The organism is Nocardia cyriacigeorgica (assembly GCF_005863245.1).
Taxonomy (GTDB): Bacteria; Actinomycetota; Actinomycetes; order Mycobacteriales; family Mycobacteriaceae; genus Nocardia; species Nocardia cyriacigeorgica_C.
Genome location: NZ_VBUT01000002.1, coordinates 125,564 through 139,480, shown reverse-complemented (window position 1 = coordinate 139,480; position 13,917 = coordinate 125,564). Strand labels below are relative to the sequence as shown.

General features: G+C 68.0%; 13 protein-coding genes and 1 tRNA gene. 7 read left to right on the top strand and 7 right to left on the bottom strand.

Going from position 1 to position 13,917, the window contains the following annotated elements; translation table 11 throughout:
* Nucleotides 1-12 precede the first annotated feature (12 nt).
* The 5 genes from FEK34_RS03970 (at nt 13) to FEK34_RS03950 (ending at nt 2,743) form a co-directional block, all read left to right on the top strand.
* Nucleotides 13-435: a DUF3052 domain-containing protein gene (locus tag FEK34_RS03970; protein WP_014349920.1), complete on the top strand. Its 423-nt coding sequence runs from the start codon at nt 13-15 to the stop codon at nt 433-435.
* A gap of 78 nt (nt 436-513) precedes the next feature.
* Nucleotides 514-978, top strand: coding sequence for a peroxiredoxin (locus FEK34_RS03965; protein ID WP_014349919.1), 465 nt, complete (start codon nt 514-516; stop codon nt 976-978).
* Nucleotides 979-1,011: 33 nt separating this feature from the next.
* Nucleotides 1,012-1,083: transfer RNA gene (locus tag FEK34_RS03960), tRNA-Val, on the top strand.
* A 231-nt stretch (nt 1,084-1,314) separates the two neighbouring features.
* Nucleotides 1,315-2,241 carry a P1 family peptidase gene (locus tag FEK34_RS03955; protein ID WP_349292405.1) on the top strand — a complete coding sequence of 309 codons (927 nt, stop codon included), beginning with the start codon at nt 1,315-1,317 and terminating at the stop codon, nt 2,239-2,241.
* A 61-nt stretch (nt 2,242-2,302) separates the two neighbouring features.
* Nucleotides 2,303-2,743 (top strand): SRPBCC family protein, encoded by a 441-nt coding sequence (locus tag FEK34_RS03950; RefSeq protein WP_138446503.1) that lies wholly within the window; start codon nt 2,303-2,305, stop codon nt 2,741-2,743.
* Between the two features lie 111 nt (nt 2,744-2,854).
* On the opposite strand, the gene FEK34_RS03945 is transcribed toward FEK34_RS03950, so the two are convergent.
* The 4 genes from FEK34_RS03945 to FEK34_RS03930 all read right to left on the bottom strand — a co-directional run bounded on the left by FEK34_RS03945 (nt 2,855) and on the right by FEK34_RS03930 (nt 6,835).
* Nucleotides 2,855-3,820 carry a hypothetical protein gene (locus FEK34_RS03945; RefSeq protein WP_138446502.1) on the bottom strand — a complete coding sequence of 322 codons (966 nt, stop codon included), beginning with the start codon at nt 3,818-3,820 and terminating at the stop codon, nt 2,855-2,857.
* 80 nt (nt 3,821-3,900) lie between these two features.
* Nucleotides 3,901-5,136, bottom strand: coding sequence for a glycosyltransferase family 87 protein (locus FEK34_RS03940; protein WP_249358779.1), 1,236 nt, complete (start codon nt 5,134-5,136; stop codon nt 3,901-3,903).
* Between the two features lie 236 nt (nt 5,137-5,372).
* Nucleotides 5,373-5,906 (bottom strand): DUF3145 domain-containing protein, encoded by a 534-nt coding sequence (locus FEK34_RS03935; RefSeq protein WP_138446501.1) that lies wholly within the window; start codon nt 5,904-5,906, stop codon nt 5,373-5,375.
* A gap of 95 nt (nt 5,907-6,001) precedes the next feature.
* Nucleotides 6,002-6,835, bottom strand: a complete 834-nt coding sequence (locus FEK34_RS03930; protein WP_138446500.1) for a serine hydrolase domain-containing protein — start codon at nt 6,833-6,835, stop codon at nt 6,002-6,004.
* Nucleotides 6,836-6,878: 43 nt separating this feature from the next.
* Between FEK34_RS03930 and FEK34_RS03925 the strand changes: the two genes are divergently transcribed.
* Nucleotides 6,879-8,069 (top strand): serine hydrolase domain-containing protein, encoded by a 1,191-nt coding sequence (locus tag FEK34_RS03925; RefSeq protein WP_138446499.1) that lies wholly within the window; start codon nt 6,879-6,881, stop codon nt 8,067-8,069.
* Between the two features lie 243 nt (nt 8,070-8,312).
* Here the strand turns inward: FEK34_RS03925 and FEK34_RS03920 are convergent, their stop codons facing one another.
* On the bottom strand, nt 8,313-9,443 hold the full coding sequence (locus tag FEK34_RS03920) for an NDMA-dependent alcohol dehydrogenase (protein WP_138446498.1): 1,131 nt from the start codon (nt 9,441-9,443) through the stop codon (nt 8,313-8,315).
* A gap of 185 nt (nt 9,444-9,628) precedes the next feature.
* Nucleotides 9,629-10,684 carry a phosphotransferase family protein gene (locus FEK34_RS03915; RefSeq protein WP_432760924.1) on the bottom strand — a complete coding sequence of 352 codons (1,056 nt, stop codon included), beginning with the start codon at nt 10,682-10,684 and terminating at the stop codon, nt 9,629-9,631.
* Nucleotides 10,685-10,773: 89 nt separating this feature from the next.
* Here FEK34_RS03915 and pabB point away from each other — a divergent pair, with 89 nt between their 5' ends.
* The gene (gene pabB / locus FEK34_RS03910) at nt 10,774-13,131 is read left to right on the top strand and encodes an aminodeoxychorismate synthase component I (RefSeq protein WP_138446496.1); all 2,358 of its coding nucleotides are present in this window, start codon (nt 10,774-10,776) and stop codon (nt 13,129-13,131) included.
* Between the two features lie 156 nt (nt 13,132-13,287).
* Here pabB and FEK34_RS03905 read toward each other — a convergent pair whose 3' ends face one another.
* Nucleotides 13,288-13,785, bottom strand: coding sequence for a hypothetical protein (locus FEK34_RS03905; protein ID WP_138446495.1), 498 nt, complete (start codon nt 13,783-13,785; stop codon nt 13,288-13,290).
* Nucleotides 13,786-13,917: the final 132 nt, after the last annotated feature.

Sequence of the window (13,917 nt, the reverse complement as noted above, 5' to 3'; positions counted from 1 at the left end):
GAGGACACCACCGTGGTCGCCGCGGCGGACGCGCAGAATTTCGCTCAGAAGCTTGGCATCACCCACGGCTTGGTCGTCCAGGAGCTGGGCTGGGACGAGGACACCAACGACGACCTTCGGGCCGACGTCGAGGAAACCATCGGAACGGAACTGCTGGACGAGGATTCCGACGAGGTCATCGACGTCGTGCTGCTGTGGTGGCGTGACGGTGACGGCGACCTGGTCGACGAGCTGATGGAGGCGATCGGACCGCTCGCCGACGACGGTTTCATCTGGGTGCTCACCCCCAAGACCGGCCAGCCCGGACATGTCGATCCCAGCGAGATCGCCGAGGCAGCCCCCACCGCGGGCCTGACTCAGACCTCGGCCATCAGCCTCGGTGATTGGGCGGGCAGCCGCCTGGTCCAGCCGAAGGCACCCTCCAAACAGCGCTGACCGGCGTTTCACCTAAGGTTGCGGCCGGGCGATGTGTACGCGCCGCCCGGCCGGGCCCGACATGATGGAGGATCAGCGATGCCACTCGAGGTAGGCACCCTCGCGCCGGACTTCACGCTGAAGGATCAGAACAACCAGGAAGTCAGCCTGTCGGACTTCCGCGGCAAGAAGAACGTGCTCGTGGTGTTCTTCCCGCTGGCGTTCACCGGCATCTGCCAGGGCGAGCTGTGCAAGGTGCGCGACGAGCTGCCCAAGTTCCAGAACGACGACGCCGAGATCATCGCGATCTCCGTCGGCCCGCCGCCCACCCACAAGATCTGGGCCGCCGAACAGGGCTACACCTTCCCGCTGCTGTCCGATTTCTGGCCGCACGGCGCCGTCGCCCAGACCTACGGCGTGTTCAACGAGAAATCCGGCTACCCCAACCGCGGCACCTTCGTCGTCGACAAGGACGGCTACATCCGTTTCGCGGAAATGAACGCCCCCGGCGAGCCCCGTGACCAGGCAGCTTGGGAGAAAGCGCTCGCCGCGCTAGATTCATAACCCGTCGCCGCCGGTAGTTCACCGGCAGCGCCCGGGCGTATAGCTCAGTGGTAGAGCTCTGGTTTTACACACCAGCGGTCGGGGGTTCGAACCCCTCTGCGCCCACAACTTGTCACAGGTCCTCCCGGTAGCTTGCCAGGCCGGACCGCACCAGCCCGACAACCTCGCCGCGCTGGTCGTCGCGCACGATCTGCTGGTCCACGCGGCGGGCCGGCGGAGTCGGGCTCGGTTCGCCGCCGGCCGCGGCGCGTGGCCGGGCTCTGATCGTCCGCCCCGTCGTCTGGTATTCGGCCGGGATTCTGGGAGCGCCATGTGAAGAGCGCAATCGGTCGTGTCATGATCGAACGAAGCGATCGGCCGGCGGGCATGGTGCGCCGACAGGAAGCGGGGGCGTGGATGACGATCAGCGTTACGGGTGTGAGTGTGGGCCACTGGTCGGACCCGATCGGAGAAACCGGCTGTACCGTTCTCGTGCTTCCGGAGGGGACGACAGCGTCCTGCGAGGTGCGTGGTGGGGCTCCGGCCAGTCGGGAACTGGATGCGTTGGCTCCGGACAAGACCGTCGTCACGGTGGATGCCATTGTGCTGACCGGGGGTTCGGCTTTCGGGCTCGCCGCCGCCGATGGCGTGATGCGCTACCTCGAAGAACGTGGACGAGGTGTGCCGACACCCGGCGGCAGAGTCCCCATCGTGCCCACCTTGGCGCTATTCGACCTGGGTGCCGGCGATCCTACGGCGCGACCGACGGCCGAGCACGGCTACGCCGCGGCCCGCGCCAGCAGCGGCGATCAATTCCTGCGCGGCCGTATCGGCGCAGGTACCGGCGCCTATGTCGGCCACTGGCGTGGCCCGCAACTGCGCCGCCCCGGCGGAATCGCCTATGCGGAAAGGCAATTGGGCGACCTCATCGTGGGTGCGCTGTGTGTGGTCAATGCCTTCGGTGACATCGACGACGGCACCGCCGAGATTTCGCTGGATTCGGTGGCCCGGTTGAACCAGCCGTTCGAGTTCGCCGAATCGCGTGTGCACACCACCCTCGGGGCCGTGGTCACCAATGCCCGTTTGGACAAGACCGGATGCCACATCGTCGCCCAAGGCGCCCATGACGGCCTGTCCCGTGCGCTCACTCCCCCGCACACCCGCTTCGACGGTGACGGATTCATCGCTGCCGCCACCGGCGAGGTCGACACCGCTGTCGATACCGTGCGACTGATGGCCTTGGCCTCGGTCGCCGAAGCCATCCGCGCGGTCGCGGGAGCCTGACCGCACGCTGATCGGCACGGAAGTCGTTGCGCTGCGCGGTATGTGCGGCAAGGATGGCGACATGAGCACAGTGTCGGTGTCGACCGAACTGCCCATTTCCGCCGAAGACGCCTGGCGACTCGCGCAGAAGCCGGAGATGTTCCAATACGTTCTCGCGCCGATCATTCGGATGTCAGGGTTGGCCCTGCCGGAGCGGCTCGAGCCGGGTGCTTCGGGGACGGCGCGGATGTGGATGTTCGGGGTGATCCCGGCCTGGACCCACCACATGACCGTGGTGCGGCTCGAGCCCACCGAGATCTACACCAACGAACACGGCGGCCCGGTGCGCGTCTGGAACCACCGCCTCACCTTCACCCCGCTCGGCGCCAACCGCTGCCGCTACACCGACGAGATCGAAATCGATGACGGCTGGCGCGCACTAGGCCTGCGCCAGTTCGCCACCTTCCTGTTCCGGCACCGCCAGCGCCGCTGGCGCCAGTTCACCCGCATCATCGCCGACTGATCTCTGCAAGATCAACGATCGCACGCAGTCGCCCCGTGCCTCGCTGCGGCGACGCGCAATCTGCGCCACAGACCCACCTGATGCCGGAATCGGCGCTGTGCTGCACTCCGTTCAGAGCGGTGACCGAGCGACCTTCGCCACCCACTCCACGTTGGGTTCGATCGCATACGGCTTCGTCGACCCACGGTCTATCCAGCTCGGTTCGAGGAAGGTCTCGGCGGACCAGCAGGTGTGCCGGTAGAACCAGCAGTGGTCGGCGCTGGTCGCCACGTCGGCTTTGCGGACGATGATCCAGCCGCTGCCATCGGCGCGCAGGCAGTGGCTGCGGCCGTCGTCCGGGCATTCCTGTGGAGTGAAACCGGCTGCCTTGTTCAGGATCTCGGGCTTGCCGTTGTTCTCGTTCTCACCGGCCAGCACCCGCAGGCGGTTCACCGGGAGCTTCGATGGCATATCACCGCCGTAGCCGGTGGTCCACACCGCGCGTACCCGCGGGTCGTGGTTGGGTGCCAGGTGGGCGACCGCGCCGCCTTGGCTGTGCCCCCAGGTCGCGATGCCGAGGTCGCAGTCGACGGTGTCGAGCGCGCACGCGGTGCGCAGCAGGCTGCGGGGTTCGTGCGGGGCGAACAGGCATCGGGTCTGGTTGCCGTGATCGCTCAGTAGCGCGAGCACGGTGTTGTCGTAATCGACCATGAGCGCGACGAAGCCGCGACGCGCCATCGCCTGGGTGACGGCGTTCGCGGCGGGAATGTTGTCCCGGATGTCCGCCTCGGGGTCCTTGCCGAAATTGGTGCCGACGAAGTACAGGAACAGCGGGTGGCGGCGGCCATCGGAGGAGGCGGGCTCGAATCCGCGCGTCTGGTACTCCCGCCGGCAATCGGCACTGTTGTCCACGGTGCCTGCGTAGGTGGGCGGGGCGGCGATCTCCCGCACCGTCTCCCAGTCCTGCGCCGACGCCACTCCCACCGGGCCTGCGCAACCGAGCAGCAGCGCGACCAGCCCCACGAGCAGCACCCGCAGGCCGTCGCGCCGGTGCGTTCGATCTCGCGAATCGTCGTTCGACGTCAATGCGATCGCCACGCCGCAGAGCGTAACCGGGAAGGCCCAGGAGTTTCGGTCCCACGCCGAAAGGCCGGCTCCCGTGCCGATTCCGCCGTGAACTACCGCAGCGTGGGGCTCCGCTCGGCCACGACCTCGTCGGGTTCGATGACCTGCTCCGGTTCCGCACGTTGTTGCGCCCGCCGCGCCAGAACCATCCAGCCCAGCATCAGCAGCGCCATCCACACATAGGCATCGCCGACGATGTGCTGGCCGATCGACCAGCTCAGTTCGCGGTCCTCGCCCTGCGGGACACGTTCGTGGGGTGCGTAGTAGAACACCCACGCGATGGCGATCGTCGACAGGTAGCAGGCGATCGCGGCATTGCGCGGCAGTCTGCCGGCGTAAGCGACCATGACCAGCAGGCCCGGCGCCACCCACACCCAGTGGTGTGACCACGAGATCGGCGACACCAGCAGCGCGAGCAGTGCGTTCGCGAACAGCGCCAGCGGCGGCACGTCGGCGACCTTGCGCATGATCGCGTAGACCACGGCCAACGCCACCGCGGCCAGTACCAGCCACAGCGCGGTGAAGGCGATACCAGAGATGCCGAACCGGGCCAGCACACCCTGGATCGACTGGTTGGTATGGAAGACCGAACCGGACAGCCCGGACATATTGCCGCCACCGAACCAGTAGTCGAACGACTCACGAGGCAGCACCACGAAGGCCAGCGCGGTGACCGTGGCGCCGGTGGCCGCGGCGGTGATGGCGGCCTTGTAGTCCTTGCGGACCAGGAAGTACAGCACGAACGCGGCCGGGGTCAGTTTGATCGCGGCGGCGATACCGACCAGCACCCCGCGCGGCCACTTGGTCTTCTCGGGCAGGCAGTCGGCCGCGACCAAGCCCATCAGGATCAGGTTCACCTGACCGAAGTCCAGCGTCGAGACCGTCGGCTCGAGCAGCAGCGTCAGCGGCAGTGCGGTCGCCGCAGCCCACCACCCCAGACCGCGCTGTGACGGCCACATCCTCCTGGCCACCAGGAACAGGGTCAGCGCGAGGGCGGCCACCGAAACCGTGAAATAGCCGACCACCGCCGCACCCCACGGCAGCAACGCGAACGGCGACAACGCCAGCGCGGCGAACGGCGGATAGATGAACGGCAGCCCGATGCCGAACGAGGTCTCGGGCAGATCGCCGTACATGTCACCGCCGTCGCGGAGGGTGTCGATGCCGATCCGGTAGACCTCGAGGTCGATGAAACCCCGGGAGATCTGGTCCGACAGCCAGAAGGCGACGACAACCGCGAGCACCACCGGAATACCCCATGGCAGTACCCGGGACCAGCGTGTGGGCAACGTGAGCGGACTGTGTGTCATAAGGAGGGGTGTGTGTTGTGCGGCCTCGGACTCGGCTGGGCGTCGTTCCCGGTCGATCCGGCTTCCCGGCGTGCTCGGATTCCGACCACCTCCCCACTGCTCGACGACCTCGGCAACCATACACAAGCGCGAGCAATCGATGGGAACGAGGTGCGTGCGGCCCAGCGTGCGGGGGCCGGTTCAGTGCGGGCGGCGCGCGCTCGCACCGGTCCGGCTCACCCGACGTCGCGGCGCAGCCAGGTGATCTCCGCGCCCTCGCTGCCGCAGCGGTAGACCTCGAGGTCTTCGTCCCAGGCGGTGCCGAGGGCGCGGTCGAGTTCGGCGGCCAGGTCGTAGCCGGAGTACTTGTCGAGTTCGCGGGCGGTTTGCAGCATCACCCGAAGCCGCATCTCGCCGATGGTGACGTCGCCGTTGGCGCTGGTGGACCCGTGCCAGAGGCCGAGGGTGGGCACGAAGCTGTAGCGCTCCCCGTCCACGCCTTCGCTGGGGTCCTCGGTGACTTCGAATCTCAGCACCGGCCAGGAGCGGAGGGCTTGAGCGATGCGCGCGGCGGTGCCGACGGGGCCGACCCAATCGCTGGTTGCCCGCAGTTGGCCGGCGGCGGCCGGCTGGGCGGTCCAGCGGAGTTTGGCGGGGGCTCCGAGAGCAGAGGCGAGGGCCCACTCGATGTGCGGGCACAGCGCGGCAGGCGACGAGTGGATGTAGACCACACCCGCCGTCGCATCCGCGAACTGACTCGATGCGCGCACCACAGACACCTCCAGCTTCGACGAGGAACGTCTTCCCCAACGGCCTGTCGAACTGGCGTTGCCCGAGTGTACTCGAGTGTCCGGTGTTACACCTGTTACTTAGCGGACGAGTTGCTTCGGCGTGTCGCCTCCGCGATCACCGCATCGCTGAACGGCGGCCATACCGCCCGTGCCCAATCGCCGAAATTCTCGTCGCTCAAGGCGAGACACGCCAAGCCGACTTCCGGGTCGACCCACAAAAAAGTTCCGGATTGGCCGAAATGGCCATAGGTTCGCGGCGAGTTCGCCGTCCCGGTCCAATGTGGGGTTTTCCCATCGCGGATTTCGAATCCGAGTCCCCAGTCGTTGGGGCGTTGCGAACCGTAGCCGGGCAGAACGCCATTGCGTCCAGGGAACTGGACGGTCGTCGCCTCGGCGTGGGTTTCGGCCGAGATCAGCTGCGGACGCAGCAATTCCGCGGCGAAGCGCAGCAGGTCGGCGGCGCTGGACCGGCAGGCGTGACCGGCGGAGCCCTCCAGCACCGACGACGTCATCCCCAGCGGCGCGAAAACGGCGTCGCGCAGGTAGTCGTCGAAGGCGATGCCGGTCTGTTCGGCGACGAAGTCGGCCAGCACTTCGAAGCCCGCGCTGGAGTAGATGCGGCGTTGTCCCGGTTCGGCCATCACCTCGGTGGTGTCGAAGGCCAGCCCCGAGGTGTGCGCCAGCAGGTGGCGCACGGTCGAGCCCGGCGGACCGGCAGGCTGGTCGAGTTCGATCGCGCCTTCCTCGACCGCGATCAGCACGGCGTAGGCGGCAAGGGGTTTGGTGACCGACGCCAGCCGGAACACCCGGCCGGTATCGCCCGCGACGGCGGTCTCACCGTCATCGAACACCACACCGGCCGCCGCATTCCGGACCGGCCATTCGCTGATCTGCTCGAGTGCACGCACGCACCCGAGCCTACGAGACCACCGCCGATACCATCGAGTAACCATGAGTGCGCACCCCACGATCCACGGCGACGTGGCGGCCGGTTTCGGTCCCGTCGCCGACGCTTTCCGCCGCAATTTCACCCACCACGGCGAAATCGGCGCCGCCGTCGCGATCTACGACGGTGACAAGCCAGTGGTGGATCTGTGGGCCGGGCATCGCGATCGGGCGCGGGTCGTGGAGTGGGAGCGCGACACCATCGTGCCGGTGTTCTCCTCGACCAAGGGGATGGCGGCGTTCGCGCTGGCGACAGCGGTGTCGCAGGGTTTGCTCGACTACGAAGAACCCGTGGCGAAGTATTGGCCGGAGTTCGCGGTCAACGGTAAGGACGCGATCACCGTCCGTCAGCTGATCGACCATCAGGCCGGACTATCCGGGCTCGATCGTCCGGTGAAGGCGGCCCAGGTCGCCGATCTCGATGCGCTGGCCGAGATCCTGGCCGCGCAGAAACCCGCGTGGCGGCCGGGCACCCGGCACGGCTATCACGCGTTGACTCTCGGCCTGTACCAGGGCGAATTGCTGCGCAGGGTGGATCCGAAGGGCCGCACCATCGGCCAGTTCTTCGCCGAAGAACTCGCGAAACCGCTCGGCTCGGATTTCTACATCGGCCTACCTGCCGAGCTGAGCTTGGACCGAATCGCCGTCCTGTCCGCCACCAAGGGCCTGGACATCCTGCGCTACGAACGCGATATCCCGCTACGCATCGGCGCGGAGGTCTACGCCAAGCGCGGCCTGTCCTATGCGGCACTGACCAATCCGCGTTTCGGTGCTCCGGCCCGCGCCACGCGGCGTGAATTCCTCGAACTCGGCGTGGCCAGCCACGGTGGCGTCGGTTCGGCCCGCGCGCTCGCGTCGATCTACGGCGCCGCGGCCGGACGCACCGGCACGTTGCCGATCGACGACGCGGTACTGGACCGGCTGGCCCTCGCCGACACCGCAGACGACGTCCCCGCCGAGGATCTGGTGCTGCACACCAAGAGCCGCTACCACCTCGGCTTCCGTAAGTCGCGGGGCGCGTTCCGTTTCGGATCCGACAAACGCGCCTACGGCACCACCGGCCTCGGCGGTTCCTTCGGATTCGCCGACCCCAGCACCGGATTCGGATTCGGCTACGTCATGAACCGCCTCGGGATGGCGGTACTCGACGACGTCCGCAGCCGGAATCTGCGCGAGGCGCTACTGCGCTGCGTATGATCCCACGCCCTACGCCACGCATTCGAGTGCCGGCGCCGACTGCACGCCACGGTGAGCCCCGAGGCTACGCAACCAGAGACATCGGTCGGCCAAACCCCCGTTTTCGAGCGAAGCGAGACCGAGCCCCAAAGTTCGCGGCCCGTCTCGCGTCTCAGCGACCGCTGCGCAAGCCGAAGGCAAGCAGCGGTCGCTGAGACGCGAGACACCCAGGGGCCGCGAACACGCGGCGCCGGAGGCGACGCATTATCTATCAGCGTCGGTGTACTTGATGATGCCGCGGATGTTCTTGCCGTCCAGCATGTCCTGGTAGCCCTGGTTGATCTCCTCGAGGGAGTAGGTGCGGGTCACCATGTCGTCGAGGTTGAGCTGGCCGCTCTTGTACAGCGAGAGCAGGCGCGGCGCGTCCTGGCGGGCGTTGCCGCCGCCGAAGATGCAGCCCTTCACCGTCTTCTGCAGCATCGACAGCAGGAAGCTGTTCATCTTCACCTCGCCGGCGTCCATCCGGCCCATCGAGGTGACGACCAGGGTGCCGGCCTTGGCAGTGAGGATCAGGCCCTCTTCGATGTAGTCGCCGTGCATTTCGCCCATGGTGAGGATGACCTTCTCGGCCATCCGGCCTTCGGTGGCGTCCATCAGGGGCATGATGGCCTCGGCCATGCTGGCGTAGGTGTGGGTGGCGCCGAACTTCTGCGCCTGCTCCCGCTTCCACGGGTTGGGGTCGATGGCAACGACTTTGGAGGCACCGGAGAGCACGGCGCCTTGCAGCGCGCTCATGCCGACGCCGCCGATGCCCGCGATGACCACGGTTTCACCGGGCATGACGTTGGCGACGTGGGTGGAGGAGCCGAAGCCGGTGGGCACACCGCAGCCGACCAGGCAGGCGACCTCGAACGGGATCGACGGGTCGATCTTGACCACGGAGGTGTGGTGCACCGTCATGTACGGGGAGAAGGTGCCGAGCAGGCACATCGGGATGACGTTCTCGCCCCTGGCCTGGATGCGGTAGGTGCCGTCGCTGATGGCCTGGCCGAGCAGCAGACCCGCACCGAGGTCACACAGCGCCATATTGCCCGAGACGCAGGCCGGACAGCGACCGCAGGCCGGGATGAACGACAGGATGACGTGGTCGCCGACCTGGAGGTCGCTCGGCACGCCGGGGCCGAGTTTGGTGATCACGCCCGCGCCTTCGTGGCCGCCCATGACGGGGAAGCTCGGCATCGGCGTCGCGCCGGTGACGATGTGATGGTCCGAATGGCACATGCCCGCGGTCTCCATGCGGATCTGCACCTCGCCGGCGACCGGGTCGCCGATCTCGATTTCTTCCACCGACCACGGCTGATCGATCCCCCACAGGATCGCGCCCTTCGTCTTCATTCCTGTCGACCTCTCGCGTGCTTCAATGTGACTGCACCCACAGTACGAGAAAACTGGAACGCGTTCTAGTGTCTGATGGAAAATTCATCCATCTCGACCCGCGAACAGCGCGAACACGTTCTATTATTGGAAGCCGTTTTCAGCAGCGAGCGGTGCGGGCATATCCGAAGCGCGAGAGTCGGTAGTTACTCCATCAGGCCCTGTGCCCGCTCGAACAGCTCCAGGGTGATGGCGTGCAGGAAATCGCCGACCTGCTTGGGCGCCTTACCGGCGAACGCCCTGGCGTGCGTGCCCTCGAGCACGATGCCGAGCTTGAAGCAGGCGAGCACGGTGTACCAGGTGACGGCGCTCAGATCGCGTTCGGAGAACTTCGCGTAGTGGGCGACCATCTCCTCCGGTGTCGGCAGGCCGCCGACGGCGCCGAGCTTGCCCACCAGCGCCGCGCCGGTGGTGCCCGGCACCGGGCGGGTGGCGATCTGCCAGCCCAGATCCAGTAGCGGATCGCCGATGGTCGACATCTCCCAGTCGACCATGGCAGCGACCTCGGGGCCGTCGTAGGAGAACATCATGTTGGCCAGGTGGCAGTCGCCGTGCAGGATGCCGGGCGTCCACTGTGCGGGCCGATTGCGGTCCAGCCACTCCCCCACCCGCTCGACGCCGGGGATCTCCGGGCCGGGATAGCCCTCGTTGGCCGAGTAGGACTCGAGCTCGCCCATCCAGCGCGGAACCTGCCGCTCCAGGAAGCCTTCCGGCTTGCCGTAATCGGCCAGGCCGAGCGCCTGGTAGTCGAGCGAGCCGAGGCGGGCGATCGCCTCGACGGCCGACAGACCCATCTGCCGCCGGACCTCCGGATCGCCGGCATGCAGTTCGGGAAGTTCGTTCTGCGGATTGAAGCCGGTGATCGGCTCCATCAGGTAGAAGACGGCGCCGAGCACGGATTCGTCGGTGCAGGCGGCGATCACCCGCGGCGCCTTGACCTCGGTGTCGCCCAGCGCGCCGAGCAGCCTGGCCTCACGCCGGATGACGTCGTTACTCTTGGCCCGCAGGTGCTTCGGCCCGCGCCGCAGCACGTAGTCGCGGCCGCCGCGACGGAACCGCAGCATGATGTTCTGGGTGCCGCCGCCGAGTTCGGTGACGGCCTCGAACTCCCCTTCGGGCAGACCCTGTTCGGTCATCCACTTCCCGACCACGCCGAAATCGACGACCTCGCGGTCCACACCTACCGGTTGCGCAACAGACATGTCCCACATTCTGCACCACCGCGCACGCGAATCTGAAGGCAGCTGACAGCAGTTTCCTGATCGGGCCGGAGCGTAGGGTTCGGACCACCATGCGCACGCTGTTGATCGACAACTACGACTCGTTCACCTACAACCTGTATCAGCTGATCAGCGAGGTATATGGGACCGAGCCGACGGTCGTGCGCAACGACGAGGCGCAGGCGGTGCGGCAGCTGCGACTCGACCGATTCGACAACATCGTCATCTCGCCGGGACCTGGCCGCCCCGACGTCGCCCGCGACGTCGGCATCTCCGCCGCGGTGATCCGCGAGACCGGCCTGCCGCTGCTCGGCGTGTGCCTCGGCCATCAGGTCGTCGTGGTGGCCGAGGGCGGTGTGGTGGAGGGCGCCCCGGCGGCCCGGCACGGCTACCTCGACCGGATCGACCACGACGGCGCCGGATTGTTCGCCGGTCTGCCGCAGCGGTTCACGGCGGTGCGCTACCACTCGCTGTGCGCGGCCGAGCCGCTCCCCGATGCGCTGGAGGTGACCGCGCGCTCCGCGGACGGCGTGGTCATGGGGGTGCGGCACCGCGGCCGCCCGCAGTGGGGCGTGCAGTTCCATCCGGAGTCGATCGCGAGCGAGTACGGGGCGGCGATTCTCGCCAACTTCGCGCGGTTGACGGCGGAACACGCTGGTCACGCAAGGACTTCGGCTCCCGTTGCCGTGCAGGCCCGCCCGGCGTCGGCCGCTCGCCCCGCGCGCCTCCCGGTGCCGACGCTCGCGCCGACCGCCGCCGACCGCGCCGACGACGGTATCGACTCCCCGTCGCCTGCGGGCCCTCCTCCCTCCCCACGCAGCACTCGACCGGATATCAGATCGGCAGACGGCGTTCCGTCCGCGGATCCGGCTCGCGCATCAGCGGACACGCATCCGTTGGCGCACACTCCTGCACCGGCGAGCGCGTGCACCGCCGCGCCCGGGACCTCGTCGAGCACTCACAGCGGTTCCGGCTCGGTGGCCGGTGCCGACACCCTTCGGCTCGAGCACCGCGTGATCGAACGTGCGGTGGACACCGAAGCGGTGTTCCTCCGGTTGTACGCGAACTCCACAACCGCGTTCTGGCTCGACAGCGAGCACGTCGAGCCGGGGTTGGATCGGTTCTCGTTCCTCGGCGATGCGAGCGGGCCGCTGGCGGAGGTGGTGCGGTATCGGGTGGGCGCCGGGGCCGTGACGGTGACTCGGGCCGACGGTGAGCTCACCGTCCCGGGGCGGATTCTGGATTATCTCGATACGCAACTGCGGGAGCGGCGAATCGAATTGCCCGATCTGCCCTTCGATTTCACCGGCGGCTATGTCGGCTATTTGGGGTATGAGGTGAAGGCCGAGTGCGGGGCCGCGGCCGCGCATCGGGCGCGGACGCCGGACGCACAGTGGATCTTCGCCGACCGGCTCGTGGTGGTCGACCACGAGGCGGGACGCACCCACCTGCTCGCCCTGACCGGCACCGACGGATCCGACGCCGTCGACTGGTTGCGCACCACCGCGCAGGCGCTGGAATCCCTGCCCACCTGGGCCAATCCGCCCGATCTGGCGATCGAGGCCGATACCGCGGCCGTCGCGGCGGCCCTCGGACGGGGCCGGGAGCGCTACCTGATCGACATCGCCATCTGCCAAGACGCGTTGCGGGCGGGCGAATCCTATGAGGTCTGCCTGACCGATACCGCCACCGTGCCCGCCACCGCCGAGGGACTCGACGTCTACCGGACGCTGCGCCGCTGCAATCCCGCCCCCTATGCCGCCTACCTGCGGTTCGGCGAGCTCGAGATCGCCTGCTCCTCCCCCGAGCGTTTTCTGAAGATCGACCGGCACCGCACCGTGGAAAGCAAACCCATCAAGGGCACGGCGCCGCGCGGAGCCACGCCCGCCGAGGATGAACTGCTGTGCCGGGAACTGGCTTCCAGCCCCAAGACCCGGGCCGAGAACCTGATGATCGTCGACCTGCTGCGCAACGATCTGGGCCGGGTCTGCGAGATCGGCAGCGTGCACGTGCCGAAGCTGATGGCGACCGAAACGTATTCGACGCTGCACCAGCTGGTCTCGACGGTGCGCGGCACGCTCCGCCCCGAAGCGGGGGTGATCGATTGTGTGCGTGCGTGTTTCCCCGGCGGTTCGATGACGGGTGCTCCCAAGCTGCGCACCATGGAGATCATCGATGGTCTGGAAACCCGTGCGCGCGGGGTCTATTCGGGCACCATCGGATTCCTCGGGCTCGGCGGGACCGCCGACCTCAATATCGTGATCCGCACCGCCGTCCTGCACGAGGGACTCTGGCAGATCGGCGCCGGCGGTGCCATCGTGCTGGACTCGGTGGCCGAGGACGAGTACGCGGAGATGGTGTTGAAGGCCGCCGCCACCCATCGCGCACTCGGCGCCCTGAACCCGAATTCGTCAGGTCCGGGCGCGTAGCTCCGCGAGCTCGGCGTCGATCCGACCGCAGTTCCAGCGCGTATGCGGCCGGATCGGCGCATCCAGCCCGCCGGTCGTATGCCCTCGGTGACGCCGCATCGGGTGGTCCGCGCCGGCGCGCGATCGGCCCGGCACCGGGTGGCTCGGTATGCGACGCTATCGACGCTTCGACCGCCCCGATCGCTGATCCTTCGGATCGGGTGCTGGAGCCTCCTCACCGCGACCCGCCAGCCGCCCGAGCATGCTCACCCCCGGCAGCTTCGACAGCGCCCCGAACAGATCCTCACCGAGGGAGATCATCGCTTCCAGGCGCGGCAGCAGCCGGTCGTAGGCGGCGAAGGCCGGATCGGCCAGAGCCAGCGTGCGGTCGAGCCGGTCGATGGTGGAGTTGAGCCGGTCGATGGCGGTGGACAGATTGTCCAGCAGGTCGGGCAGCTGCGAGGCCAGCTGCGCCGAGGCCGGTGGCAGCCGCACCGCCGCGTCGAAGGAGTAGCCGGCGGTCATCCGCGCGGCGTCCAGCGCCTGCCCGGCCGCGGTCTGCGCCGCCTCCACCGCCGACTGGGCCGCGGCCAGGACGTCGCCCGGGTTGGGCACCTTCCGCGATCCGGGCGCCCGCCCCGGCGGCTGCTTGCCCGCATCCTTCGGATTCGTCATAGCACCACTGTGCCCCAACCTGCGCCGATGCGACAGGATTGCCGGGGGCGCATTCCCTGGTGTCGGCAAGCACGCGGCCGGCGGCGATCGCGGGCCGTGGCTGCGCGCCGGACCTGTCGGAGGGCCGTGGCA